Source organism: Martelella sp. K41-7 (assembly GCF_055808365.1).
Map to the genome: position 1 here is coordinate 2,553,733 of NZ_CM147867.1, position 24,817 is coordinate 2,578,549.

The following is a 24,817-nucleotide window of genomic DNA, read 5'->3' on the forward strand; positions in this document are numbered from 1 at the left end:
GCCCATGGACGAGAATCGCGACATTCCGGCATTTTCTGAGCAAGCACCAGCCCGCAATCATCGTCAAAGTGGCGGAAATCCGGGGTTCCACGCCGCGCGAGGAAGGCGCGGCTATGGCGGTTTCGCAGGACGCCACATGCGGAACCATCGGCGGCGGCCAGCTTGAATATATCGCCATCGACCACGCGCGCCGTCTGCTCAAGGGGCATGACGCACCGTTGCAGCTCGATATTCCACTCGGGCCGGAGATTGGCCAATGCTGCGGCGGGCGCACGGTTCTTGCTTTTCAACATGCCGATGACGGGGCCGTCGCGACATTGCTGTCATCGCTTACCGAAAGTGCGACATCGGCCCCATGCATCTATATTTTCGGCGGTGGCCATGTCGGTGCAGCACTGGCGCACGCGCTCGCCCCACTCCCCTTCAACATCACCCTGATCGAGACGCGGCCGGAAATGGCCGGGCCTCTGCCCGAGACCGTCAATCTTCGGCTTTCGCCCATGCCCGAAGCGGAGATCGCCCGCATGCCTGCCGGCAGCGCGGCGGTCATCCTGACCCATGATCACGCGCTCGATTTCCTGATCGCAACCGAAGCGCTGAAACGCGATGACCTTGCCTATTGCGGCATGATCGGCTCGCAGACCAAGCGGGCAACCTATTTCAGCTACGCCCGCAAGGCGGGCCTCAGCGAAGCAGCACTTTCCAGATTGACCATGCCGATCGGCGCCGGTGTTGCCGACAAGCGACCAACGGTGATTGCCGCACTGGTTGTATCCGAACTTATCCACGTCATTTGTGCCGCAAAAGCAGGCAGCGTGCCCGTCGAACGGGCAAAGAACTGAAAAACTTCGATAATTTTAGAGAGATTGCAGTCTGCCACTTTTTTTCGCGTCAAAATTTCGCATCATTCTGGCGGATTGAGTATCGGGGGCACAATTTATGTTTGATCTGGCCATTTTCTACGAGTGGGCGCAATTTGCCGTGCGCTGGCTGCATGTCATCACGGCAATCGCCTGGATCGGTTCATCCTTCTACTTCATTGCGCTGGATCTGGGGCTGGTCGCGCGTCCCGGCATGCCTGCAGGTGTGACCGGCGAAGAGTGGCAGGTCCACGGCGGCGGCTTCTATAATATCCAGAAATATATGGTCGCGCCCGAGCGCATGCCCGAGCATCTGGTCTGGTTCAAATGGGAATCCTACATCACCTGGGTTTCCGGCTTCGCGATGCTGGTGCTGGTCTATTACGGCGGCGCCGACCTGTTTCTGGTCAACCGCAGCGTTCTCGACGTGTCCGCGACGGTGGCCATTCTGATCTCGCTCGCATCGCTTTCGATCGGCTGGCTGTTTTATCACTATCTGTGCAAGTCGCCGCTCGGCAAGCATACGGTCGGGTTGATGTTGCTGCTCTATGTGCTGCTGATCCTGATGGCCTGGGGCTATACGCATGTGTTTACGGGCCGCGCCGCCTTCCTGCATATGGGCGCATTTACCGCAACGATCATGACAGCCAATGTGTTTTTCGTGATCATCCCGAACCAGAAGATCGTGGTCGCCGACCTGAAAGCCGGAAAAACGCCGGATCCGAAACTCGGCAAGGAAGCCAAGCAACGCTCGACGCACAACAACTACCTGACGCTGCCGGTGCTGTTCTTCATGCTTTCGAACCACTATCCTCTGGCGTTTGCCACCAGTTTCAACTGGGTGATCGCGGCATTGGTGTTCCTCATGGGCGTCACGATCCGGCACTATTTCAACACCATGCACGCCAGAAAGGGCCAGCCCAACTGGACATGGCTTTTGACAGCGATCATCTTCATCCTGATGATGTGGCTCTCGACATCACCCAAATTGTTTAAGGCGGAGGACCCGAACATGGCGGTTGCGCCAGCATTCGAGAAGTTCTCGAACGATCCGCATTTTGCCTCGGCAAAGGAGATCGTCTCATCGCGCTGCTCCATGTGCCATGCCGCCGAACCGGTCTGGGAAGGCATTCATCGTCCGCCGCTCAATGTCCGCTTCGAGACCGATGCGGAAATTGCTGCGCGCGCCGGACAGATCTATCTGCAGGCTGCCCGCAGCCATGCTATGCCGCCCGGCAACGTCACCAGTATGACGGATGACGAGCGGAAAAAACTGCTGGCCTGGTACCAGTCCAGCACCAGCGGAAAGAAGACTGAATGACACCACCATGCATTTTGAGGGGTCGGCTCCTAAGCTTCAACCGCCGACCCCGTTCGATTTCGGACACGGAAAGTTTTGTTTACGAGGAAGATGGCGGCCTGCTGATATCAGAGGGCCGCATTTTAGCGTCCGGACCGTTCGATATGGTGCAAGGGCGGGCCCCGGAGGGTGTCGAAATCGTCGATCACCGCCCGCATCTGATTCTGCCGGGGCTGATCGATACCCATCTGCATTTTCCACAGATGCAGGTGATCGGCTCCTATGCCGGCAATCTGCTGGAATGGCTGAACACCTATACCTTTGTCGAGGAACAGCGTTTCGCCGATCCCGCCCATGGCGCGCGGATTGCGGTTTCCTTCTTCGACGAAATGATCCGTCACGGCACGACGACGGCGGTGGCCTATTGCTCGATGCACAAGGCTTCGGCCGACGCCTATTTCGCAGAGGCTTCCAAGCGCAACATGCTGATGCTCGGCGGCAAGGTGCTGATGGACTGCAACGCCCCGGAAGCGCTGACCGACACGCCACAATCTGCCTATGACGACACCAGGACGGTGATTGCCGAATGGCATGGCAAGGGCCGCAATCACGTCGTCATCTCCCCGCGTTTCGCGCTCACCTCCTCGCATGAGCAGATGGACGTGACCGGGGCGCTGGCACGGGAATTTCCCGACCTCCATATCCAGACGCATCTTTCCGAAAACACCGCCGAGATCGCGCGCGCGCTCGAACTCTACCCGGAAGCAAAAGACTATACCGATATCTATGCGCGCTACGGTCTGCTTGGCGACAAGACACTACTCGGCCACGCGATCCACCTTTCCGAGCGTGAACGCGATGTTCTGAGCGAGACCGGCGCGGTGGCCGTGCATTGCCCGACCTCAAATCTCTTCCTCGGCTCGGGGTTGTTCCCGTTCAAGGACTATGAGCGCCGCGACAAACCTGTGCGCATCGCGGTCGCCACCGATATCGGCGGCGGCACCAGCTATTCCATGCTGAAGACCATGGATGAGGCCTACAAGATCCAGCAGTTGCGCGGCGAACGTCTCAACCCACTTGAGAGCTTTCATGCCATGACGCTTGGCAATGCCGAGGCGCTTTCGCTTTCTGAGCGGATCGGCACGCTCGCCCCCTGCAGCGATGCCGACCTCGTGGTGCTCGATGCCCGCGCCACGCCCGCAATGGCGCTGAAGATGGATGCCGTCTCCACTCTTGCGGAAGAGCTTTTCCTGTTACAAACATTGGGCGACGACAGGGCGGTTGCGGAAACCTATGTGGCTGGCAGCCCTTTGAAATCCGGTTTATGACATCGACCTCAAAAGCCGATTGGCATACGTCAACCCATATGTAATAAAAGCATTCATATTTGATGCAGGAGGAGCTCATGTTTTCGGAGCCGCTGACTATTGCCGACCTGAAGCGACGCGCGAAATGGCGCGTGCCGAAGATGTTTTTTGACTATGCCGACAGCGGCGCATGGACGGAAGGCACCTATCGCGCCAACGAGGCGGATTTTGCCAAGATCAACCTGCGTCAGCGCGTTCTGGTCGACATGACCGACCGTTCGCTCGAAACTACGATGGTCGGCCGCAAGGTTTCGATGCCGGTTGCCCTCGCCCCGACCGGACTTTGCGGCATGCAGCATGCCGATGGCGAAATCCTGGCGGCGCAGGCTGCTGAAGAAGCGGGCGTCCCGTTCACGCTCTCGACCATGAGCGTCTGCTCGATCGAAGATGTCGCCGAACATACCAAGGAACCGTTCTGGTTCCAGCTCTACGTGATGAAGGATCGCGGTTTCGTCGGCGACCTCATTGACCGCGCCAAAGCTGCCGGCTGCGGAGCGCTGGTGCTGACGCTGGACCTGCAGATCCTCGGCCAGCGCCACAAGGACCTCGTCAACGGACTTTCGACACCACCGAAATTCACGCCGAAGCATGTCTGGCAGGTGGGCACACGGCCATTCTGGGCGCTGGAAATGCTGAGGACCAAGCGCCGCAGCTTTCGCAACATCGTCGGCCACGCGCCGGCTTCCTCGGACCTTTCCTCACTCGCCGTTTGGACAGCCGAACAGTTCGATCCGAAGCTTTCATGGGCCGATGTCGACTGGATCAAGGAGCGATGGGGCGGCCCGCTGATCCTCAAGGGCGTGCTCGATGCCGAGGACGCGAAAATGGCGGCAAAGACCGGCGCCGACGCCGTTATCGTTTCCAACCATGGCGGTCGTCAGCTCGACGGCGCCCGTTCCTCGATTTCGGTTCTGCCGGAAATCGTCGACGCAGTGCAAGGCGACATCGAAATCCACATGGATGGCGGCATCCGCTCGGGCCAGGACGTGCTGAAGGCGCGCGCACTTGGCGCCAAGGGCACCTATATCGGTAGGCCTTATCTCTATGGTCTGGGCGCGATGGGAAAGAAGGGCGTCAAAGCCTCCCTCGACATCATCCGCAAGGAGCTCGATGTGACTATGGCGCTTTGCGGCAAGCGCGATATCGAAGATATCGACCGCAATATCATTGCGAAGATCGGGTTTTGAGCGCGACAGCGCTCACCCCACCCGCCCCGTTGCAATGACATTCGCCCATTCATCATAGCCGCCGTCGCGGGCGATTTTGACCATGCGACTGCTATCGTAGCGGACCTGATGAAAAGTCGGCTGCCAGCCTGCCTCGGTCTTCTCGATAATGGCATAAGACGCGAACGGGTTTGCCATCTCCAGCTTGTGATCAAACGGCACGTTATAGGAAAAACCGGGACATCCCACAGAGCCCGGATTGACCAGGATACGTTCACCGGACAGCATTACGGTGCGCGGCGTATGCGAATGACCGCACAGGATCAGCGGATAGGAAATCCCCTCCGCCAGCACCTCGATTTCAGACTGGCTTTTCAACGTAAAATGGCCCGAGGGCAGCAGCTCCTCAGTCCACATCACATCGTCATTTTGCGGGGTGGCGTGGCACATATAAACCTCGCCCTCGACCACCAGCGCGCTTGGCATATCGCGGATCCACTGCAGATGCGCCCCGGAAAGCTCCCGGAATGCGGGCGCTTCCCAGTCGCCCATGTCGGCTTCCGGCCGGTCGACCAGAGCCCGGTCGTGATTGCCACGCACCGTCGGCAGTGAAAGCGGCAAAAGGCGCTCGGCCGTTTCGCCGGCGGCAAGCGGTGAGGACAGGCTATCGCCAAGATTGACAATCGTATCGGGCCTGTGGCGCTCAAGATCGGCCAGCACCGCCTCCAGCGCATCGATATTGCCATGGATATCGGCGAGTGCTGCAATCTTCATCGGGTCAGCTTCCGCGATAGGTCGAATAGGCGTGGGCGGAAACGAGCAGCGGCACATGGTAATGCGCCGTCACATCGGCAATCGAGAAACGCAGCGGAATATCTTCGAGAAAGGCCGGTTCGGTAAGCGCAGCGCCGCTGCGGCGCAGATAATCGCCAACATGAAACACCAGTTCATACTGTCCGACAGCCATGTCGTCCGAAGTGATCATCGGACCGCCATCAATGCGCCCGTCATCATTGGTGTAAACCGTCTTGATAAAGACCCGCTCCGGACCGTTCAGGCGGTAGAGGTCGATCTTCATTTCAGAAGCAGGCTGGCCGAGGGCTGTGTCAAGAACATGTGTGGTCAGGCCGGTCAAAGGTCAGTCTCCTCTATGGTGAAAAGCGCGGGATAGTCATATTCCTCCAGATTGTCGCCGGGACCGGCCCGGTCGACAACCAGAAAATCGCTGGTTTCGCCCAGCGCCATCAGCGGATGATGCCAGACATTGGCGCGGTAGTTCACCCCCTGCCCGTTCTCGGCTATGAAAACCCGAGGCTTTGCCGGCGTGCCGCCGTGATCTTCGGCAACAACGACCAGGAAAGGCTTATCGGAAAGCGGCGAGAAACTCTGGCTGCCCAGCGGATGTCGCTCCATCATGTCAATCTGATGGGGAAACCGGCGCGGCAGCCCGCGGAAGATGCTGATGATCACCTCGGCATCGGTGCCATGTGCTTCGCACCGGGCCAGGGCATGAAACCGCGTGGTGGTGCCGCTATTGATCGACTTCGCCGTTGCAGGATCAGTCGCAATCACCGTGCCGAAGGGCGCGAATGCTTCCGGGGTCAGTTTTTCAACATTCAGCCTGATGCTCATCTTACCCTTTCACTCCGTAAAGGCGCAGGCGGCTGACCCCGCCATCGGGGAAGATGGCCAGTCGCACATGGGTCACCGGCCCGATATTCTTGACCGCCGCGCCGGAGAATTCATGAATATGATCTTCCTGCATTTTGGTCTGATCCAGGATCGGCTCCCAGTTTTCCGAAGCCGCGATCTCTTCCGGGGTAAAGACATCATTCTGGTCCGGCAGGTTGGCGCCGAGCAGCATGCAGGTATCGGGGAAGTTGCCCTTGAAATGGGCGGTATCGACGACGACGCGGCGGATGATGCCCGGATGGCCAAGTTTGAGAATCATCCAGTCATGGCCGGGCCCGCGCCTGCGGGCGGTTTCCCAGCCATCGCCCATATTGATGCCGCGGCCGGGCGCCAGCGTGCGGTCGGGATGGCCATAATGAGCATCCGACCAGTGCAGAGCATGGGTGCCGCCGAAAATATAGGCGAGATCGACCTCTTCGCCCTTCCCGACCTTGTCCCAGTTGAAATAGGCTGAACCATAGGCCCTAAGCCGGGCAATGCCACCATCGGGATAGATATGGACCCTGAGATGGGTGAACACCTTCTGGCGGGTCTCCTGCTCCATCTCGAAATAGTGATGGCTGTCAGGACCGAGATCGCACTTGGCGAGAACGTCCTGCCAGTCCGTGCTCTCGTCGGGCTCGCCACTCTCCATGAAGCAGCCTTCGATCGAGCACTGCGGCGGATAATTGCCGGTAAAATGCGTGGTATCAACATCGAAACCGCGAATACGCCCCGGCATGGCAAGCCGAATGATTGCCCAGTCATGGCCCGGCACGCGCTTTCGGCGGCTTTCCCAGCCATCCATCCATTTGCCGTGCTCGTCATACTCGCCGGGCAGGAAAACAGGGGAATCATCTTTCAGCATGCGCGCCAGCGGCGCGAAAAACTGGTCTGTGGCATAAAGCGCGCGTGCGCCAAGCCGGGCCGAGGCGAGATTGATCGCACCCACGGCAAAATCGGGCAGAGCCACACTCGTTTCTTGGTCGGACATCAATTACTCCGCGAGAAGGGATTGCAGCCGGAACCCGGCGATCTTCTCGACCTGAAGAGAGGCTGTAGCCAGTTCTTCATCGGCGGAATTTTCGATCCTGCGTTTGAAGGCGGCGAGAATATCGTCCTTATTGAGCCCGCTGACTGCAATAATGAAAGGAAATTGGAACTTCTCTATATAGGCGGAATTGAGTTCCGTAAACTCCGCATGCTCGTCCGGGGAGAGGCGATCAAGCCCGGCGCCGGCCTGCTCGCGGCGGCTTTCCTCCGTCAGCTCCCCGGAGACGGCAAGCTTTCCGGCAAGATCCGGATGCTCCCGCAACACACCGAGCCGTTCCTCCCGACTTGACGCACGAAAGACCGTGCACAGCGCGTCATGCACGCCTCCGGCCGTCAGCGGCTCGGTTACAAGACCCTGGTCATAGGCACGTTCGGCAATAAACGGAGAATATTCGAAAACGCCACCGAACCGGCTGACAAAATCCGCGCGTGAAATCATGAGGCATCTTCCTTCGGCAAATGATGTTCGTACCAGTGGCGGGCGATCTCGACGCGCCGGGGGATCCAGACCTTGTCATGGGTCTGCACATATTCCAGGAACCGCTTCAGCGCCGTCGCCCGGCCCGGCTTGCCGACCAGACGGCAGTGAAGCCCCACCGACATCATTTTCGGGGCGCCCTCGCGGCCTTCGGCATAAAGCATGTCAAAGGCATCCTTGAGATAGGTGAAGAACTGCTCGCCGGAATTGAAACCCTGCGCGCTGGCAAAGCGCATGTCGTTATTGTCGAGCGTATAGGGAATGCGCAGGAACGGCTTACCCTCAGGCGTGCGCACCCAATAGGGCAGATCATCGGCGTAGCTGTCGGAAGAATAAAGGAAGCCGCCTTCCTCCATCACCAAATCCAGCGTGTTGATCGAAGGTTTGCCCTGATAAAACCCGTGGGGCCGTTCGCCGGTCAATTCCGTATGCAGACGCACAGCCTCACGGATATGGGCGCGTTCGGCCTCGATATCGAAATCCTTGTATTCAAGCCAGCGCAGGCCATGGCTGGCAATTTCCCAGCCCGCCTCCTTCATTGCGGCAACGGCCTCCGGATTCCGCTCCATGGCGCGGGTGACACCGTAGACGGTGGCTGGAATTTTCAGGCCGGTAAAAACACGCCAGAGCCGCCAGAAGCCGGCCCGCGACCCGTATTCGTAGAGCGATTCCATATTGAGATTGCGCTGGCCGGGCCAGGCTTCGGCACCGACAATTTCCGACAGCAGGCGTTCCGATGCAGGATCACCGTCGAGAATACAGGATTCTCCGCCCTCTTCGTAGTTGATGACGAATTGCACCGCGATGCGGGCATCCCCAGGCCATTTCGGATCGGGCGTATTGCGCCCATAGCCAACTAGTTCTCGCGGATATCCGCTCGTCTCAGCGTTCATTCCTGCCTCATTTTCAGTATTGGCCGAGGGTACCCCACCAGCTTCGATGCCGAAAGAGAAAAGGCATAAATGCCACAGAAATCAAGTGTATCAGGCGGTCTTGCGTGCCGGCAGCGCGCCCATGGGGTGGAGCGAATGCACGCAGAAAGGCGCGCCCGGCTCCTCCTCAACAAACAGCGCGATATTTTCGAACTCAACAGGCTCCTGCAGGATCGGACCGAAGAACTCTGAAACTGCACGTTCCATGCGGTCCATCTCGCGCGGATTAAGCGGACCGGTCAGTGGCAAATGGAACGAAAATGCCGCCATCACATCCGGCTCGCCCCAGCGGTGAAGGTTAGAAAACTGAACCGGAGACAGCAATCCCGTATCGCGCCGCTCCAGCTCCGCCTCACTCAGAGGCGCGCGGAAGGCATCAAACTCAGAAACCACGGCTGCTGCCAGCTCATCAAGCGCCGGTACCGCCACTGCCGGCGCAAAGGCCAGAATCTCGCGGCGGCGCACGATCTCAAGGCGCGGCAGCCAGAACGGCGACCAGCGGGTGGCAAAGTGCATCAGCGCGGAGAGCAACATCGCCTCGCTCACCCCGTCAGCAAGATGAAACGGCGATTTCAGCATGCCGTGAAACCCGTAACGGCGCGGCAATGCAGTATGAAAAGAGGTTTCCGCCAGCGAAAGACCGCCAATCATCGGCGGCTCGAGCGGTGCATCGGAAAAGGCGTTGCGCCCGACCCAGTTGGCACCGACAATGCCAAGCGCCTCGTGCGGCGCGGGTGTAAAGCAGATGGCATATCTTTGCAGGTCGGCAGGCATCGTGGTCACGCATCAAAAGGCGGCTGAACATGCCTTCAGATAAATGATTCCGGTGACACTGATACGACGAATCTGCCGCTATTACTGGCTTATTCCGTATTTTTATTGGCGCGACGCAAGTAAATCTCAAGGTTATAAATATCGGGCAAGTCCGACTGCGAAAGGGCATTGCCGCTGACAAGGCCGATAGCATGCGCGCCAAGCCGGTTGGCAATACCGAAGCTCGTCTTGAAGCCGCCGCCAAGCGCGATCACGTCGGGAATATGTTGAAGCGCTCCGATCATCGGCTCGCGATGGACGCCACGCGGCCGGAGCCCCGCCCAACGCTCGATCACAGATGCACCCCTGAGCGCCGGAACCGCCCGGCGCGCCGCAGCGATCAGCGTTTCCAGGCGGTCGTCGGTCGAAAAGGGCTGCTCGAATTCATCCTCGGATGTAGAGCCGACGGCAACCCTTCCGCCGGGATGCGCGATCACATACAGGCCATTGTCAAACAGCACCGGCAGGGTGGGATCGCAATCCGCCTGTAGTAGCGCGGCCTGTCCCTTGACCGGACGTCCGAGCGGCTGGCCGTCGGGCGCCCAGAGCGGTTGAAGCAGCCGGAAAGCTTCGACGCCCGCCGCAACAATGACCTTACCGAAGCCAATGCGCCCGTCATCATCAAGCCTGACGCTGTGCGACGCTGCCTCGATACCGACAACGCCGGCCTGCACGATGCGCACATGATGGGCGCTTTGAACAAAGGCGGTCAGCGCAGCCACGACGCCGCGCGGAAACACATGCGCGGCGAGTGTCTCATGGACGTAGGCGAGCGCCTTGTCATCTCGCTGCGGCCAGCCCGGATGCGGCGGCACATCAACCACAGTCCAGTCAAAGCGGCGCTCGCCGACGCGCCAGTTCCGGGCTGCTTCCCCTTCGCGCAGACGCGCGGTTTGAACCTGCCGGTCATGGTAGAGCGGCATGATGCGCCCCGCCCGGCGATAGCCCGTGGCAAGTCCGGTTTCGTCCTCCAACTGGCGAATCTGGTCCTCCAGCGCCACCAGCGCTTCGAACTGGAATTGCTTCTTGGCGTCCCACAGGTCGGGCATATAGGCCATCAGCGCGCCCAGCAGCCCGTTGCTGGTGCCGCTACCGGGTGCCGCACGGTCGATCAGAAGCGTTTCTATCCCTGCCTTTTCGGCATGATAGGCCGCCCAAAGCCCCATAATTCCACCGCCGATGATCACAAGATCAGCAGCAGAAGTTTGACGGGGAGGTCCATTCGCATTATCGCCATTCATCATGGGCGATGCGGACCACAAACATGAAGCTGATGCAAGCAAAACCGGCGTGGAGACGCTTGTCTGGCACGAAAACGACAGGCCGTTTTCCGAAGCCTTTCAGGATCACTTCTTTTCGAGCGCCGACGGACGCGCAGAATGCGGCCATGTGTTCATCGCCGCCAACCGGCTGATCGAACGCTGGCAGGCAGGCGGGTCGTTTGCCATCGGAGAACTCGGCTTCGGCACGGGGCTGAATTTCTGCGAAACCTATCGGCGCTGGAAAGCGGCTCGACGGCCGCATGCAAGGCTGACCTTCACATCCTTCGAGCTGTTTCCGATGGCGGCGTCCGAGATTGCACGCGCGCTTGCGCGATGGCCCGAGATTGCCGAAGAGCGCGATGCCCTCACCGCCTTGTGGCCGGACAAACCGCAAGGCATCGTGACAATAGACATCGACCGCCAGACGCGGCTGATGGTGTTCTGCGGCGATGCGCTGGAGAGCCTGCCCCCTTCAGACCGGCGCTTCGATGCGTGGTTTCTGGATGGCTTCGCACCATCGCGCAATCCCGAAATGTGGTCGGCGGAACTGATGCAGGCGGTCTTCGACCATACCCTTCCTGGCGGAACTTTCGGCACCTACACAGCAGCGGGCTATGTTCGCCGAAACCTTCAGGCCGCCGGCTTTTCTGTCACGCGCCAGCCGGGCTTCGGGGAGAAGCGGGAAATGCTTGCCGGACAGCGACCCGAATGAACAACGAAATCGGACGAGAACCAACTTGTTGCTTGACTTTTGCAAGTCCGCGCCTCATGTAGCGGTCAGGCTTTCCACCTGTTTGCATGCCGCGTGAGCATGCCTGCCGCAAGATGATCCGAAGGGTCGCGGCGCGTACAGGTCAAGCGTCCGACAGAAGTCCGGGTTTCCCACCCGGCGCGCGGAAGGCATTTTCCACCCAAAAGTTCCCACTTCACGCGGGGTTCTTGAAACCGAAAACACCGGCTTGTGCCATGATGGCGCGGCTACGGTGGTCTTTCGGCATGCCTTGAAAGGCGCTATTGAATTGACAGATTTTTCCGCACTCGGCCTCTCCGCCCAGATCGTGTCCCGTATCGGCAGCGAAGGCTACGAGACGCCGACACCAATCCAGGAAAAGGCGATCCCGCTTGTGCTTGCTGGCCGTGACGTGATGGGCCTCGCCCAGACCGGCACCGGCAAGACGGCCGCTTTCGGCCTTCCGCTCATCGACATGCTGCTGCAGAACGGCAAAAAACCCGATCCCAAGGCCGTCAAGACGCTGATCCTCGCGCCGACCCGCGAACTGGTGAACCAGATCGCTGAAAACCTCAGGGTTTTCGCGCGCAAAACACCGCTGAAGGTCAACATTGTTGTCGGCGGCGCGTCGATCAACCGCCAGCAGCATCAGTTGTCCGGCGGCACCGATATTCTGGTGGCAACGCCCGGCCGCCTGCTCGACCTTCTTGACCGCCGAGCATTGCGGCTCGACGCGGTGCGCTTTCTCGTGCTTGACGAAGCCGACCAGATGCTGGACCTCGGCTTTATCCACGACCTGAAGAAAATCTCCTCGCTGGTCCCCGATCAGCGCCAGACCATGCTGTTTTCGGCAACCATGCCGAAATCGATTGCCGATCTTTCCCGGAACTTCCTCACCAACCCGGAACGCGTCGAGGTTTCGGCCCCCGGCAAGACCGCAGACAAGGTTGATCAGGCTGTCCATTTCGTTGCCGGAAAGGCCGACAAGGTCGAACTTCTGCGCAAGGAGCTGACCAGCCACCCGGAAGGCCGCGCCATTGTGTTCCTGCGCACCAAGCATGGCGCAGAGAAGTTGATGAAGCATCTCGAAAGTCGCGGCTTTGCCACGGCATCGATCCATGGCAACAAGAGCCAGGGCCAGCGTGAGCGCGCGCTCAAATCCTTCAAGACCGGTGAAATCAACGTTCTGGTCGCGACCGATGTTGCAGCGCGCGGCATCGATGTTCCCGGCGTCACCCATGTCTATAATTACGACCTGCCGGAAGTGGCGGATGCCTATGTCCACCGTATCGGTCGCACTGCGCGCGCCGGCAAGGATGGCAAGGCCGTTGCATTCTGTACGCCTGAGGAATCCGGCCTTCTGCGCGACATCCAGCGCCTGACCGGCATCGATATCGCAGTCGCATCCGGCGAGCCCCATGCCCATGCTGACCGCCCTGCACGCAATGGCGGCGGTCGTGGTCGCGGCGGCAACCCGTCCGGCAAGCCCGCCCGTCGTGCACGCCCGTCCGGCAATAATGGCGCACCGCGCCATGCAGGTGAGGCCCGTGACGGTGCAAACCGCAACGGTCCGGCAAAATCACGCCCGCGCCGCCAGCGTCCGCGCCAAGGTGATCGCCGCCAGAGCGCCTGATTTTTCTTTGCAACCCTGAATGCGAAGGCCCCGCCGGCAATGTCGGCGGGGCCTTTTTTTGCCTGACATCGCAGTGTGTCTAGTGGTCCGATTACAACATTTGGCTCCCCTCGTTGCGATCTCATCAGCAAATGTTGGAATCATAGTGACCACTAGAAAGTATATATTTTCTAGTGAACTTTTAGAATTTGACATTTGATGGACGAGGTCGCTGAAACGGGACTTAGATGTCAAGTTCATTCCACTAGTCGCCGTTGCGGGCAATGACGGGAAGCGGGACGCAAATGACGTCGACGTTTTCTTTGTTGATGGCGTAATTCACGCCAAGTTGATTATTCCAGACCACGCTCTTGGTATCCTGCCCCCCGGACGTTTACTATTGGACAAGAAGAAGACCAGATTTCCGATCGCGATTGTCAGGATCGGGCCTTCCCGAGACCTGCTGATCGACCTGACCCTAGGCCAGAAAATGTCCGCAGATCATGTGCGCCGCTCCACCACCCCATGGCTGCCAAAAATCTGACCAATAGTACATCAGGCAGAAATATCGTTGCAGCCATCGGCTGCATGCTCATTTATTCGGCGCTTTTTGAAGGGAACTGCCTGATTTTCAGCGCGTTAATCCTGAAAGGACACGCAATTACCGACATTTGCAGGAAGGCATGGTCCTTGCATTACGAATGATGTTGTATTGATATGCGATGATAACAATCGGGGGATGAACGCTTTGCCATTCGATGAAATGATGACTGCGGACAACCAGCCGCGCGACCCTTACAAAGACTATAATGACTGGTATAGCCAGCAGAATCCTGCCTCACTGATCGCGAAGTCGCGCGATGCGGAGAACATCTTTCGCAAGACCGGTATCACCTTCGCCGTCTATGGCCACGCCGACAGTTCGGAAAAGCTGATCCCCTTCGACATCGTTCCGCGCATTATCGCTGGCAAGGAATGGCGCAAGCTCGCCGCCGGCATCGAGCAGCGCGTGATCGCACTCAATGCGTTCCTGAAAGACATCTACCACAAGCAGGAGATCATCAAGGCCGGTCGGGTGCCGCGCCGTCTGATCGAGGAAAACGATGCCTTCCTGCCTGAGATGATCGGGTTTGAGCCGCCCGGGGGTGTTTATACCCACATTGTCGGCACCGACATCGTGCGCACCGGCGAAGACCAGTTCTACGTGCTCGAAGACAATGCACGCACGCCCTCGGGTGTCAGCTACATGCTGGAAAACCGGGAAACCATGATGCAGATGTTTCCCGAGTTGTTTTACAAGAACCGTGTGCGCCGCGTTGAAGACTACCCCCAGCTTCTGCGCCAGAGCCTTGCGACACTTGCACCTCCCGGCTTTTCCGGCACGAGGCCGCGCGTTGGCGTGCTGACGCCCGGCATCTACAATTCTGCCTATTACGAACACTCCTTCCTCGCCGACATGATGGGTGTGGAACTGGTCGAGGGGCAGGACCTGCGTGTGATTGACGGCAAGGTGAAGATGCGCACCACCCGCGGCTATGAGGCGATCGACGTCATCTACCGCCGCGTCGATGATGATTTTCTCGATCCGCTGACCTTCCGCCCGGATTCAGCGCTGGGTGTTCCCGGCATCATGGATGTCTACCGCGCCGGCCATGTCACCATCGCCAATGCACCGGGCACCGGGATTGCAGACGACAAGGCGATCTATTCCTACATGCCGGAAATCGTGGAATTCTACACCGGCCAGAAACCACTTCTGGAAAACGTGCCGACCTGGCGCTGTTCGGAGCCGGAAAGCCTTGCCTACGTGCTCGACAACCTTGCCGATCTGGTGGTCAAGGAAGTCCACGGCTCCGGCGGTTACGGCATGCTGGTCGGCCCGGCAGCCAATAAAAGGGAACTGGAAGATTTCGCCGCCAAGCTCAGGGCGCGGCCGGCAAACTACATCGCCCAGCCGACCCTTTCACTCTCCACCGTTCCGATCCTCGTCAAGAAGGGCATCGCGCCGCGCCATGTCGACCTCCGGCCCTATGTTCTGGTCTCCGACCGTGTGCGGATCATGCCCGGCGGGCTGACCCGCGTTGCGTTGAAGGAAGGCTCCCTGGTGGTTAATTCCAGCCAGGGCGGCGGAACCAAGGATACCTGGGTGCTGGAGGACTGATCATGCTTGGAAAAACCGCAAACGGCCTGTTCTGGATGTTCCGCTATTTCGAGCGGGCAGAGAATATCGCCCGCCTGATCGACGCCGGCCAGCGCGTGGCGCTGACACGCTCCAACGGCGCCGACGACTGGGACGGCATCCTGCAAAGCGCTGGCGTTCAGGAGGCCTATTTCGAGGTCCACGACAAGCTGACGGCCGAGGACGCCATCGACTTCCTGCTACGAGACCGTCGCAATCCCTCAAGTGTCGTTTCCTGTATCGACGCCGGGCGCAACAATGCCCGTCTGGTGCGCACCGCACTGACAAGGGAAACATGGGAAGCCACCAATGAATGCTGGATCGATAGCCGCAGCCTGCTCTCGGCCAAGCTGAGGCCGGCGGACCTGCCCAAGGCGATCGACATGGTCAAGCACAAGACGGCGCTGATCCGCGGCACGTTCCATGGCTCGATGCTCAGAAACGAGATCTACAATTTCGCCCATATCGGCACCTTCATCGAACGCGCGGACAACACCAGCCGCATTCTCGACGTAAAATATTACGTGCTGCTGCCTTCGGTGCACCACGTCGGCACTTCACTCGACAATCTGCAGTGGGAATCGATCCTGCGTTCGGTTTCGGCCCACCGTGCCTATGGATGGGTGCACAATGGTGAATACAAGCCGAGCCTGATCGCGGACTTCCTGATCCTCGACGTGCAATTGCCGCGTTCGCTTGCCTATTCCTACGAAAAGATCGTGCTCAATCTCGATTATCTGGCGGCCGACTACGGTGAGCGGCTGGAGGCGCACGATACCGCCCATGCCATCCGCTCCACGCTTCGAAGCCAGAAGATCAAGACAGTCATGGACAACGGCCTGCACCAGTTCCTCGAGGACTTCGTCAGCCGCAACAACAAGCTCAGCCAGCAAATCAGCGAGGGGTATCGCTTTTACGTATGATGCGTAAAAGCGTGAAGGGACAAACGCGATGCTTTTGAACATCAACCATGTGACTGAATACCGCTACGAAACACCGGTTCAGTTCTCGCTGCAGCGTCTGAGGCTGACACCTGTCGACAGCGCAGGCCAGACGATCCGTGACTGGGCGGTGACCATTGAAGGCGCCAAGAGCGAGGTCTCCTATACCGACCAGTACGAAAACCATGTCCGTCTTGTCTCCGTCGATGGCGAGCACCCGACAGTGCGGCTGATTGCTGCCGGCACCGTGGAGACCCGCGACACCGATGGCATTTTCGGCCCGGCATCACCGGATATCCCGCTATGGCTGTTCCTGCGCCAGACCCCACTGACGACGCCGGACAAGGCCATTGAGCAAATGGTTGGCAGGCTGGAAGGCGACTCCAACCTCGCCAAACTCCACGATCTGATGGAACGGCTTTACAAGACCATGTCTTTCAAGCCCGGCACCACCAATGTCACGACGACGGCGGGCGAGGCATTGGAGGCGAAATCCGGTGTGTGCCAGGACTATGCCCATATTGTCATTGCCTGCGCGCGCATGATGAAAGTCCCGGCGCGCTACATCTCCGGCTATCTATTCATGCCGGACCTGGAGAACCAGACGGCAAGCCATGCCTGGGCGGAGTGTTATCTGGAAGGTCTCGGCTGGGTCGGTTTCGACGCCGCCAACAAGGTCTGCCCGGACGAGCGCTATGTTCGAGTTGCCTGTGGCCTCGACTACAAGGATGCGGCCCCCGTTTCCGGCATGACCATTGGCGGCGGCAAGGAAACGCTGGCCGTCAAACTTTCCGTTGCCAGCCAGAGCCAGTCGCAAACCCAGAGCTGAATTGAATGACCGCCGCGCCTGGGATGCCGGCGCGGCGGAAACATCAGATCGAGCGAACGCTGGAGAGAACCGGGAGGCCCATACCGTCTCGCCAGCGGTCGATGACCCGGGCGTTCAGAATGCTTTCCTCAGCCGTCATCGCCGGCCAGCGCGGCGTTTTAAGCCCCTCCAGAATAGCCTGCGTCGCCACCTCTGCCTCGAAGGCGAAAAGCTGGCGCGGGTCGCGCAGCCATTCCTCTCGCACCCCGTCGTCTTTTTCGATCACGATCCGGGCATCGGAAGGTCCGGCATTGCGGCCCGGACGCCACGGAACGGGTAACCGGATGGTTCCCTTGCTCCCCGTCAGCACCAGCGTGTCCTCGATCTCCCGGCGCAAGGCACAGGCGATGCTTGCAGTCAGGCCATCGCCGAAATCAAGCTCCGCAAAGGCGATCTCATCCACACCCGTCGGTCCGATCTCGCCGGAGGCTTCAAGCGTAACCGGCTCGGCGTAGGGAAGGCCTTTGGCAACGCCGGCAATCAGTCGGACGGTTGTGACCGGGTAGCAGCCGATATCGAGAATGCCGCCACCACCAAGCGCGGGATCGAACAGCCGCGATGCCGGATCGCGCTCCAGCATCCCGCCATTGCGCGCCTCGATATGCTCAAGCCGTCCGATTGCGCCCTCGCCTAACAGTTCGGCAAGCCGCTCCGTCTGCGGATGGCACCGGCACTTGTAGGCCTCCATGAAGAACACATCCGCCTTGCGGGCTGCTTCCACGAGCGCTTCAACATCACCGGCCCCGAGCCCTGCCGGTTTTTCGACCATCAGGCCCTTGCCAGCCTCGATCGCCAGCAGCCCATGGGCAAGATGAAACGAATGCGGGGTTGCGATATAGATCACGTCGAGATCCGGGTCGGCGACCAGTTCTTCATAGGAGCCGTATAGACGCTCGACGCCATGGCGTTCGCCAAAGGCGGCGAGCCGGTCCGGGGTGCGGCCACCAACGGCCAGAAGCTTCGCCACCGGGGTTTCGGCGAGGCCGACGGCGAAGTTGTGGGCGATGGTGCCGGGGCCAAGAATGCCCCAGGCAACCTGTCTTTGAGACGTGTTCACGCGCCGCCGCCTGGATAGTTCGGGCTTTCGCGGGTGATCGTCACGTCATGAGCGTGGCTTTCACGAAAGCCAGCATTGGAAATTTGCACGAAGGTGGCCTTTTCCTGAAAATCGGCGATATCCTTGCCACCGACATAGCCCATGGCAGCGCGAAGACCGCCTGCGAGTTGATGCAATACGCCGCTGGTCGGCCCCTTGTAGGGCACCTGGCCTTCGATCCCTTCGGGAACAAGCTTCAGCGTGTCGCGCACTTCCGCCTGGAAATAGCGATCCGCCGAGCCGCGCGCCATGGCGCCGACCGAGCCCATGCCGCGATAGGCCTTGAACGAGCGTCCCTGGAACAGGAACACCTCACCGGGGCTTTCATCGGTTCCCGCCAGAAGCGATCCGACCATGACGGCGGAAGCGCCTGCGGCAATCGCCTTGGCCATGTCGCCGGAGAATTTGATGCCGCCATCGGCGATCACCGGAATGCCGGCATCGCGGGCGGCCTCGGCCGCCGCCATGACGGCGGCAAGCTGGGGCACGCCAACACCAGCCACAATGCGGGTAGTGCAGATCGAACCCGGGCCGATGCCGACCTTGACTGCATCGGCGCCAACGTCAATCAGCGCTTTGGTGCCATCCTTGGTGGCAACATTGCCGGCCATGATCCGTACCGAATTCGACAAGGTCTTCACCCGGCCGACGGCATCCAGAACCTTCTGCGAATGGCCGTGAGCGGTATCAATCACGATCATGTCGACACCGGCATCAACCAGCATCTCTGCACGCTGGAAACCGTCATCACCGACAGAGATGGCGGCGGCGGCGCGAAGGCGCCCCTGCGCATCTTTCGAGGCGTTCGGGTTCAGCTGCGATTTCTCGATATCCTTGACGGTGATGAGCCCGACGCAATGACCGCGGTTATCCACCACCAGAAGCTTTTCGATGCGGTGATGATGGAGAAGCCGTTTGGCTTCGTGCTGATCGACCGTCTCGCGCACGGTAATCAGGTTTTCCCGGGTCATCAGTTCGTAGATGCGCTGCTCGGGATTGGAGGCGAAGCGGACATCGCGGTTTGTCAGGATACCGACAAGCCGACCAGATGTCGTGCCGTCGCTGGTGCCCTGCTCGACAACCGGAATGCCGGAGATGTGATGCGACTTCATCAGCGCCAGCGCCTCGGCAAGCGTAGCATCGGGGCCGATGGTGACCGGATTGACCACCATGCCGCTTTCGAATTTCTTGACCTGGCGAACCTGCTCGGCCTGTTCGTGCGGGGTCAGGTTGCGGTGGATAACACCAATGCCACCGGCCTGCGCCATGGCGATTGCAAGCCGGGCCTCGGTGACCGTGTCCATTGCGGAAGACAGGATCGGCAGGTTGAGGTGAATGTCGCGGGCAATCGTGGTCGAGACATCAACCTGTCCCGGCATTACCTCTGAATGTCCGGGTTGCAACAGCACATCATCGAAGGTGAGCGCCTGCATGCCGGTAGCGGCCTGAATAATCTGAGCCATGGCCAATTTCCTTTTTCAAATACGAAATGGCCGGGCGGTTAATGTCCCGTCCGGTCCCTTGCAGATAAGTCTGGAAGTTGGCGAGTGCTCGTAACACGAAGATGACGTGTTGGAAATACCCAATCCGAAATGCGCACTCCGGATCGGGCAGGTTTTGACGGCAGCGCCTCTGCGCCGCCTTGCCCTACAGCTTGAACTGATAGGTTTTCGGCATGAATTTATAGCCGTCACCGGCCTTTTCGACATAGCCGACAGCGGGAAACGGCATGTGATAGCCGAGGAAGGGAATACGCTCGGCGGCAACCATGTCGAAAACATCTCGGCGCGTCGCAGCAGCCATCTCCTTGTCCATGTCGAAACGCACATGCCAGTCTGGCCGCTGCAGCGAGAGCACGTACTGATTCGCCGTATCGGCCGTCAGCAGAAGCTTGCGTCCGCCGGTCTCCAGCATGAAAATCAGATGGCCCGGTGTATGGCCAAACGCCTCCATGGCGGTAATGCCGGGCACAACCGCGTCGCCACCGCCGATGAAGGTTGCCTGATCGGCAAACGGCACCACCAGCTTTTTGACGCTCTGGTGACCGCCTTCTGCAGGCGTACCCATGCGCGCATCGTCGCTCCAGAAGGCATATTCCTTGTCGCCGAAGACATAGCGCGCATTGGGAAAGGCCGGGCCGTCTTGTTCCATCAGGCCGTTGATATGGTCGCCATGCATATGGGTGATGACGACGATGTCGATATCTTCCGGCTGATAGCCATTGGCAATCAGCCCTTCGCGCAGCCGACCGGCACCCCAGGACCGTCCCGCCGGGCCCATACCCGTATCAAACAGAACGGTTTCATTGCCGGTATCGACGAGGACGGGTGCAAAGCCGTTGACCATCTCATCCGGCGGAAGAAAGTTTTCCTCGAGCAGCGCGGCAACCGTCTCGGGATCCTGTCCGGTTCCGAAGGTCTCGCCCGGATTTTCCATGATCCGGCTGCCGTCCTCGACAACCAGAAGCTTGAAATCTCCGAGCGGGAAACTGTCGCTTGGCGGTGCATCGGCCATGTTCATGTTAGCATTTTCCGCATCCTGCGCACGCGCGCTCGCCGCTCCGCTCACGAAGGGCGTGGCAATGGCAGCAAGGCCAGCGCCAGCCATCAGGCTGCGGCGGTGAATGCCTTTATCATTGGTCATCAGTCGTCCTCCTTCAAAACACAAAACCTACCCTTAAGACCTTGGCAAGGGTCAGCCGGTTTCAAGTCAGCGACGTCTATTTGGCAGCTCTGCCGTGTCACATTTGCGTGAGCATGAAACCGGCCCACGGCCATTGGCATTTGCATCCGCGACGGCTAAGACACCTGCTCTTGTCACATTATTTCGCAGAAGCCGAGAGATGAATCCAGTCGTTCCGCTGATCATGGCCGTCGCGCTCTTCATGGAGCAGATGGATTCGACCGTCATCTCGACCGCCCTGCCCGCGATCGCAGCCGACCTCGGCGTTGGCCCGATCACCCTGAAACTGGCGCTGACCACCTATATGGTGGCACTGGCGATCTTCATTCCGGTTTCCGGCTGGACGGCTGACCGCTTCGGGGCCAAGCGTGTGTTTCGCGCGGCAATCGTCGTCTTTCTGGTGGGCTCGGTGTTCTGCGCAATTTCGAGCAACCTTCTCGAATTCGTGCTCTCACGCTTTCTGCAGGGCATGGGTGGCGCGATGATGACACCGGTCGGACGGCTTGTGATCCTTAGGACCACCAACCGCTCCGAACTGGTGCGCGCCATGGCTCTGCTGACCATTCCGGCACTGCTGGGACCGATGGCGGGGCCACCGCTGGGCGGGTTTCTGACCACCTATTTCTCCTGGCACTGGATCTTTCTGATCAATGTGCCAATTGGCATTATCGGCCTGATCATGGCCGGGATCTTCCTGCCGTTGATCGAAGACGAACCGCCATCAAACCTCGACTGGAAAGGTTTCTTCCTGGTGGCAGTGGCGGCCTCCGGCATCGTTTTCGGCCTGTCGGTCATCAGCCTGCCGGCTCTGCCGCCGGCCACCGGCTTCATCACCACGGCACTCGGTATCCTCTCCGGGTTCTGGTACATTCGCCATGCCCGGCGGGCCGAAAGCCCACTGCTCAACCTGTCGCTTTTCGCCTATCCGAGCTTTGCCATTGCCACGGCATCGTCCGTCTTCTTCCGCATGGCGACGGGTGCGTTCCCATTCCTGATGCCGCTGATGCTGCAGCTCGGCTTTGGTCTCAATCCGTTCCAATCCGGCATGATCACCTTTGTGGGTGCTGCCGGTGCGCTGGCGACCAAATTCGTGGCGCCAAAAGTGTTTTCCACTTTCGGTTTTCGCACTGTGCTGATCACGGCATCACTTGGGGCGGCTGTGCTCACCGTCACCTTCGCCTTCTTCGAGGCGACGACGCCGCATATCATCATCCTGGCGATCCTGTTCACCTCCGGCCTGTTCCGCTCGTTCTTCTTCACCGGCGTCAATGCGCTGGCCTATGCGGATATCGAAAACCGGCAGGCCAGCCAGGCCACGGCGATGAGCTCGATGTTCCAGCAGGCAAGCTTCGCTCTCGGCGTCGCCTTCGCAGCCGTCATTCTTGAGCTCGCAAGCCATTTCACCGGCGGAGAATTGACCGTTACCCATTTCCACATTGCCTTTGCCGTCGTCGCCCTTGTCTCGCTGGTTTCGGTGGTTCCGCTGATCGGGTTGAAACGCGATGCAGGCGCGGCAGTCTCCGGCCACAAAGGCGCACAAGCGGCAGAATAGACCGCACGCTTGAAAACGGCCACAGCCTGATTGTCAATCGGCGTTGTAATGGGGCTCTGGCTCATTTTCGATGGTGTTTGGGTTTCAACTGGCATTGTTTTCGATGGAGAAACAAAGCCATGCGAGCCCAATTCCGTTTTTCTGACCTGATCCCAGCCGAGTTTATTGTGGAGACGATACGCGAAGACGCCACAGTGATCGTGGTCTGCGCACACGCCGCCTCGCGGGGTAGCTCATGTTCCTCTAACCGAAAATTCAGAGTAGCGTGACACTCAAAACAAAACCTACTCGACCCCGCGCCCGCAGGCTTGTCAGTGTTGGCCCGAGGACGAGCTGCTTGTGTCGCAAGCGAATCCCACGCCGCTTTTGCGCATCTGAACGAGGGAAATCATATGCAGTTCGCCCTTGTCGATGATGAACGTAGCGAATCGAAACCGGGCATGAAGGGTATTTGTCCAACTTGCGGCGCTGCCATGATCGCGAAATGCGGCCCCCGCATCATACACCACTGGGCGCACGCATTCCGTCGCGACTGCGATCCCTGGTGGGAGAACGAGACGCAGTGGCATCGGGCTTGGAAAAACCTGTTTCCCGAAGAGTGCCGAGAGCGAACGCGGACCGCACCTGATGGCGAAATTCACCGCGCCGACATCATCACTCCAACGGGCATCGTGATCGAAGTCCAGCACTCGGCGATGACAGATGCCGAACGACAATCGCGTGAAGCGTTCTATCAGAATCTCGTTTGGATCGTGGATGGCAGGGGCTTTAGAAAACAGTTCGATCTGCACCATCTTCTACCCACCCCGACAACAAAGAAGCCAAGGACCTCGTTTGGGTCAAAGCGGCCCGAGGAATGGATGGCGCAAACGCGGGAATCTTCTGGCGGCTCTCAGAGAACCCGGATCACGGGAAGGGAGGCGCGGTTGTGATAAACGGACAGCACAAGGTCCAGCATCTCATCGCAACTTATCGCGGGCACCAGCAATATAGCTGGGTCAAACCGCGCAGAACATGGCTGGATGCGCAGTGTCCGGTCTATATCGATTTCGGCGATGAATGGCTTTTTCAGCTTCAGCGATATGGCTTCAATAAGCTCGAATGCGTTTACCGGGTATCGAAAAAGAAATTTATTCACGATGCGATCGTCGAAACGCAAGCCCGCGATATTGCTACGAGATTCTATCGGAAAGCAAAAAGCGCCAGTGACGATCGCTCAACTTAACCCCAATCTGCTCCGCAGCGTGCAGCCCCTGCCTAAAGGTGCCGAAGTCTATCGAGCGACGTTGGTGTCGCATGGATGACCTGACTGCCCCTCATCAAGACCACCAAACAACAATCACGACCCCAGGCTCTAAACGCCCAAAAAGGTCAAGCCAAGTGACCGAAAGGGTCAAAGCCTGCACAAAAAGGTCAATCTATGTGGCATTTTACATCAAGGAAAATTTGGTGGAGCTAAGCGGGATCGAACCGCTGACCTCCTGCATGCCATGCAGGCGCTCTCCCAGCTGAGCTATAGCCCCATTTTACAGACCGCCTTAGCGGTTTGAAGCAACGCTTTTCGCGTCGGGTGGCGGCTTGGTACTGTGGATTTTCACGAGATGCAAGCCTAAAAAACGATGCCCGCAAGAAAAATGTTTTTGCCGGTAGGCTTGCCTTTCAAGTCCCGGCAGGCAGGCGGCGGCAATTATCAGTTCGCCGAAAAAATAAAGCCGCCGGACCATGCGGCCAGGCGGCACAATTGACCTTCGCAACAGCTATCGCTGCGATTGAGCAAAGGATCAGTTTTCGTCGTCTTCGTCCGAAACACCGATGATACCCGAGACATCGTCATCATCATCGTCATCAGCTTCAAGGAAGGTATCGTCGTCGTCGCTATCATCGACATCGACATCGTCGTCGTCGTCACCATCGACATCCGGGATGTTATCGGAGGGGCTGTCGTCATCGGACGCTTCTATCTTGCCGACATTGTTCTCAGAATCGACTTCCGCGACCTCGTTTTCCTCTTCCTCGCTTTCGACCACGGCAATCGAGGCAGTATCCTCAAAATAGCTTAGCGGCCAAGAGCTGCCCGAATAGGGCGATACCACCGGGTCCTTGTTGAGGTCGTAGAATTTCTTACCCGTGTCCGGACATGTTCTTTTTGTGCCAAGTTCCGCTTTCGCCACGTTCAAACCCTCTCATGTTGCGGTTGAAGGCTGGCTTTCGCCGATCAGCAGCGTTTCTGCTGCGCGTGTTCTTCAGGCGGTCCC

The 24,817-nt window shown here is 59.1% G+C and carries 23 protein-coding genes, 1 tRNA gene and 1 pseudogene; 11 read left to right on the forward strand and 14 right to left on the reverse strand.

Annotated elements, in window-relative coordinates:
* The first annotated feature begins 14 nt into the window (after positions 1–14).
* The 4 genes from xdhC to AC0L7L_RS12140 all read left to right on the forward strand — a co-directional run bounded on the left by xdhC (position 15) and on the right by AC0L7L_RS12140 (position 4,714).
* Positions 15–842 (forward strand): xanthine dehydrogenase accessory protein XdhC, encoded by an 828-nt coding sequence (gene xdhC, locus AC0L7L_RS12125; RefSeq protein ID WP_473513908.1) that lies wholly within the window; start codon positions 15–17, stop codon positions 840–842.
* Positions 843–939: 97 nt separating this feature from the next.
* Positions 940–2,181 (forward strand): urate hydroxylase PuuD, encoded by a 1,242-nt coding sequence (locus AC0L7L_RS12130; RefSeq protein ID WP_473509227.1) that lies wholly within the window; start codon positions 940–942, stop codon positions 2,179–2,181.
* On the forward strand, positions 2,178–3,488 hold the full coding sequence (guaD, locus tag AC0L7L_RS12135; protein WP_473509229.1) for a guanine deaminase: 1,311 nt from the start codon (positions 2,178–2,180) through the stop codon (positions 3,486–3,488). Before AC0L7L_RS12130 ends, guaD begins: the two co-directional genes overlap by 4 nt.
* Positions 3,489–3,565: 77 nt before the next feature.
* Complete coding sequence (locus AC0L7L_RS12140; protein WP_473509231.1) at positions 3,566–4,714, forward strand: alpha-hydroxy acid oxidase; 1,149 nt, start codon at positions 3,566–3,568, stop codon at positions 4,712–4,714.
* A 12-nt stretch (positions 4,715–4,726) separates the two neighbouring features.
* On the opposite strand, the gene AC0L7L_RS12145 is transcribed toward AC0L7L_RS12140, so the two are convergent.
* The 8 genes from AC0L7L_RS12145 to AC0L7L_RS12180 all read right to left on the reverse strand — a co-directional run bounded on the left by AC0L7L_RS12145 (position 4,727) and on the right by AC0L7L_RS12180 (position 10,884).
* The gene (locus tag AC0L7L_RS12145) at positions 4,727–5,467 is read right to left on the reverse strand and encodes a metallophosphoesterase family protein (RefSeq protein ID WP_272212190.1); all 741 of its coding nucleotides are present in this window, start codon (positions 5,465–5,467) and stop codon (positions 4,727–4,729) included.
* A 4-nt stretch (positions 5,468–5,471) separates the two neighbouring features.
* Positions 5,472–5,828 carry a hydroxyisourate hydrolase gene (gene uraH / locus AC0L7L_RS12150; protein WP_272212191.1) on the reverse strand — a complete coding sequence of 119 codons (357 nt, stop codon included), beginning with the start codon at positions 5,826–5,828 and terminating at the stop codon, positions 5,472–5,474.
* Positions 5,825–6,325, reverse strand: coding sequence for an ureidoglycolate lyase (locus AC0L7L_RS12155; RefSeq protein WP_473509233.1), 501 nt, complete (start codon positions 6,323–6,325; stop codon positions 5,825–5,827). The genes uraH and AC0L7L_RS12155 overlap by 4 nt, the downstream gene beginning before the upstream one ends.
* Position 6,326: 1 nt before the next feature.
* Complete coding sequence (gene alc / locus AC0L7L_RS12160; RefSeq protein WP_473509235.1) at positions 6,327–7,358, reverse strand: allantoicase; 1,032 nt, start codon at positions 7,356–7,358, stop codon at positions 6,327–6,329.
* A gap of 3 nt (positions 7,359–7,361) precedes the next feature.
* Entirely contained in the window at positions 7,362–7,856 is a 495-nt protein-coding gene (gene uraD, locus AC0L7L_RS12165; protein WP_272212196.1) for a 2-oxo-4-hydroxy-4-carboxy-5-ureidoimidazoline decarboxylase, read from the reverse strand.
* Positions 7,853–8,788 (reverse strand): allantoinase PuuE, encoded by a 936-nt coding sequence (gene puuE, locus AC0L7L_RS12170; RefSeq protein WP_473509237.1) that lies wholly within the window; start codon positions 8,786–8,788, stop codon positions 7,853–7,855. Before puuE ends, uraD begins: the two co-directional genes overlap by 4 nt.
* Before the next feature lie 90 nt (positions 8,789–8,878).
* Complete coding sequence (locus AC0L7L_RS12175; protein ID WP_473509239.1) at positions 8,879–9,601, reverse strand: DUF1045 domain-containing protein; 723 nt, start codon at positions 9,599–9,601, stop codon at positions 8,879–8,881.
* Between the two features lie 89 nt (positions 9,602–9,690).
* A complete protein-coding gene (locus AC0L7L_RS12180) occupies positions 9,691–10,884 on the reverse strand; it encodes an NAD(P)/FAD-dependent oxidoreductase (protein WP_473509241.1) in 1,194 nt (397 codons plus the stop codon).
* Here AC0L7L_RS12180 and mnmC2 point away from each other — a divergent pair.
* The 5 genes and pseudogenes from mnmC2 (at position 10,883) to AC0L7L_RS12205 (ending at position 17,193) form a co-directional block, all read left to right on the forward strand.
* A complete protein-coding gene (gene mnmC2, locus AC0L7L_RS12185; RefSeq protein WP_473509243.1) occupies positions 10,883–11,614 on the forward strand; it encodes a tRNA (5-methylaminomethyl-2-thiouridine)(34)-methyltransferase MnmC2 in 732 nt (243 codons plus the stop codon). The two genes, AC0L7L_RS12180 and mnmC2, sit on opposite strands and share 2 nt — an antisense overlap.
* Before the next feature lie 307 nt (positions 11,615–11,921).
* A pseudogene (locus tag AC0L7L_RS12190) lies at positions 11,922–13,256 on the forward strand (DEAD/DEAH box helicase); the annotation flags it as partial.
* A gap of 727 nt (positions 13,257–13,983) precedes the next feature.
* A complete protein-coding gene (locus tag AC0L7L_RS12195) occupies positions 13,984–15,405 on the forward strand; it encodes a circularly permuted type 2 ATP-grasp protein (protein ID WP_473509245.1) in 1,422 nt (473 codons plus the stop codon).
* Between the two features lie 2 nt (positions 15,406–15,407).
* A complete protein-coding gene (locus tag AC0L7L_RS12200) occupies positions 15,408–16,346 on the forward strand; it encodes an alpha-E domain-containing protein (protein WP_473509247.1) in 939 nt (312 codons plus the stop codon).
* A 28-nt stretch (positions 16,347–16,374) separates the two neighbouring features.
* The gene (locus tag AC0L7L_RS12205) at positions 16,375–17,193 is read left to right on the forward strand and encodes a transglutaminase family protein (RefSeq protein WP_272212205.1); all 819 of its coding nucleotides are present in this window, start codon (positions 16,375–16,377) and stop codon (positions 17,191–17,193) included.
* 43 nt (positions 17,194–17,236) lie between these two features.
* Here AC0L7L_RS12205 and AC0L7L_RS12210 read toward each other — a convergent pair whose 3' ends face one another.
* The 3 genes from AC0L7L_RS12210 to AC0L7L_RS12220 all read right to left on the reverse strand — a co-directional run bounded on the left by AC0L7L_RS12210 (position 17,237) and on the right by AC0L7L_RS12220 (position 20,971).
* Positions 17,237–18,289 (reverse strand): Gfo/Idh/MocA family protein, encoded by a 1,053-nt coding sequence (locus AC0L7L_RS12210; RefSeq protein WP_272212206.1) that lies wholly within the window; start codon positions 18,287–18,289, stop codon positions 17,237–17,239.
* A complete protein-coding gene (gene guaB / locus AC0L7L_RS12215; protein WP_272212207.1) occupies positions 18,286–19,791 on the reverse strand; it encodes an IMP dehydrogenase in 1,506 nt (501 codons plus the stop codon). The genes AC0L7L_RS12210 and guaB overlap by 4 nt, the downstream gene beginning before the upstream one ends.
* A 184-nt stretch (positions 19,792–19,975) precedes the next feature.
* Positions 19,976–20,971: an MBL fold metallo-hydrolase gene (locus tag AC0L7L_RS12220; protein WP_272212208.1), complete on the reverse strand. Its 996-nt coding sequence runs from the start codon at positions 20,969–20,971 to the stop codon at positions 19,976–19,978.
* A 199-nt stretch (positions 20,972–21,170) separates the two neighbouring features.
* Between AC0L7L_RS12220 and AC0L7L_RS12225 the strand changes: the two genes are divergently transcribed.
* Positions 21,171–22,562: an MFS transporter gene (locus AC0L7L_RS12225; RefSeq protein WP_272212209.1), complete on the forward strand. Its 1,392-nt coding sequence runs from the start codon at positions 21,171–21,173 to the stop codon at positions 22,560–22,562.
* 311 nt (positions 22,563–22,873) lie between these two features.
* Here the strand turns inward: AC0L7L_RS12225 and AC0L7L_RS12230 are convergent, their stop codons facing one another.
* Complete coding sequence (locus AC0L7L_RS12230) at positions 22,874–23,356, reverse strand: hypothetical protein (RefSeq protein ID WP_473509250.1); 483 nt, start codon at positions 23,354–23,356, stop codon at positions 22,874–22,876.
* A 62-nt stretch (positions 23,357–23,418) separates the two neighbouring features.
* Here AC0L7L_RS12230 and AC0L7L_RS12235 point away from each other — a divergent pair, with 62 nt between their 5' ends.
* A complete protein-coding gene (locus tag AC0L7L_RS12235) occupies positions 23,419–23,787 on the forward strand; it encodes a hypothetical protein (RefSeq protein WP_272212211.1) in 369 nt (122 codons plus the stop codon).
* A gap of 222 nt (positions 23,788–24,009) precedes the next feature.
* Here the strand turns inward: AC0L7L_RS12235 and AC0L7L_RS12240 are convergent.
* Together AC0L7L_RS12240 and AC0L7L_RS12245 are read right to left on the reverse strand one after the other, a co-directional pair.
* Positions 24,010–24,085 (reverse strand) — tRNA-Ala (locus AC0L7L_RS12240).
* Positions 24,086–24,343: 258 nt separating this feature from the next.
* A complete protein-coding gene (locus AC0L7L_RS12245; protein WP_272212212.1) occupies positions 24,344–24,733 on the reverse strand; it encodes a TIGR02300 family protein in 390 nt (129 codons plus the stop codon).
* Positions 24,734–24,817 lie beyond the last annotated feature (84 nt).

What these genes read in the sequence shown, in the direction of transcription:
- AC0L7L_RS12130 (WP_473509227.1), top strand. Translation starts at nt 940, where the DNA reads ATGTTTGATCTGGCCATTTTCTACGAGTGGGCGCAATTTGCCGTGCGC.
- guaD (WP_473509229.1), top strand. Translation starts at nt 2,178, where the DNA reads ATGACACCACCATGCATTTTGAGGGGTCGGCTCCTAAGCTTCAACCGC.
- AC0L7L_RS12140 (WP_473509231.1), top strand. Translation starts at nt 3,566, where the DNA reads ATGTTTTCGGAGCCGCTGACTATTGCCGACCTGAAGCGACGCGCGAAA.
- AC0L7L_RS12145 (WP_272212190.1), bottom strand. Translation starts at nt 5,467, where the DNA reads ATGAAGATTGCAGCACTCGCCGATATCCATGGCAATATCGATGCGCTG.
- AC0L7L_RS12155 (WP_473509233.1), bottom strand. Translation starts at nt 6,325, where the DNA reads ATGAGCATCAGGCTGAATGTTGAAAAACTGACCCCGGAAGCATTCGCG.
- alc (WP_473509235.1), bottom strand. Translation starts at nt 7,358, where the DNA reads ATGTCCGACCAAGAAACGAGTGTGGCTCTGCCCGATTTTGCCGTGGGT.
- uraD (WP_272212196.1), bottom strand. Translation starts at nt 7,856, where the DNA reads ATGATTTCACGCGCGGATTTTGTCAGCCGGTTCGGTGGCGTTTTCGAA.
- puuE (WP_473509237.1), bottom strand. Translation starts at nt 8,788, where the DNA reads ATGAACGCTGAGACGAGCGGATATCCGCGAGAACTAGTTGGCTATGGG.
- AC0L7L_RS12175 (WP_473509239.1), bottom strand. Translation starts at nt 9,601, where the DNA reads ATGCCTGCCGACCTGCAAAGATATGCCATCTGCTTTACACCCGCGCCG.
- mnmC2 (WP_473509243.1), top strand. Translation starts at nt 10,883, where the DNA reads ATGGGCGATGCGGACCACAAACATGAAGCTGATGCAAGCAAAACCGGC.
- AC0L7L_RS12180 (WP_473509241.1), bottom strand. Translation starts at nt 10,884, where the DNA reads ATGATGAATGGCGATAATGCGAATGGACCTCCCCGTCAAACTTCTGCT.
- AC0L7L_RS12195 (WP_473509245.1), top strand. Translation starts at nt 13,984, where the DNA reads ATGAACGCTTTGCCATTCGATGAAATGATGACTGCGGACAACCAGCCG.
- AC0L7L_RS12200 (WP_473509247.1), top strand. Translation starts at nt 15,408, where the DNA reads ATGCTTGGAAAAACCGCAAACGGCCTGTTCTGGATGTTCCGCTATTTC.
- AC0L7L_RS12205 (WP_272212205.1), top strand. Translation starts at nt 16,375, where the DNA reads ATGCTTTTGAACATCAACCATGTGACTGAATACCGCTACGAAACACCG.
- guaB (WP_272212207.1), bottom strand. Translation starts at nt 19,791, where the DNA reads ATGGCTCAGATTATTCAGGCCGCTACCGGCATGCAGGCGCTCACCTTC.
- AC0L7L_RS12220 (WP_272212208.1), bottom strand. Translation starts at nt 20,971, where the DNA reads ATGACCAATGATAAAGGCATTCACCGCCGCAGCCTGATGGCTGGCGCT.
- AC0L7L_RS12225 (WP_272212209.1), top strand. Translation starts at nt 21,171, where the DNA reads ATGAATCCAGTCGTTCCGCTGATCATGGCCGTCGCGCTCTTCATGGAG.
- AC0L7L_RS12230 (WP_473509250.1), bottom strand. Translation starts at nt 23,356, where the DNA reads ATGGTGCAGATCGAACTGTTTTCTAAAGCCCCTGCCATCCACGATCCA.
- AC0L7L_RS12235 (WP_272212211.1), top strand. Translation starts at nt 23,419, where the DNA reads ATGGATGGCGCAAACGCGGGAATCTTCTGGCGGCTCTCAGAGAACCCG.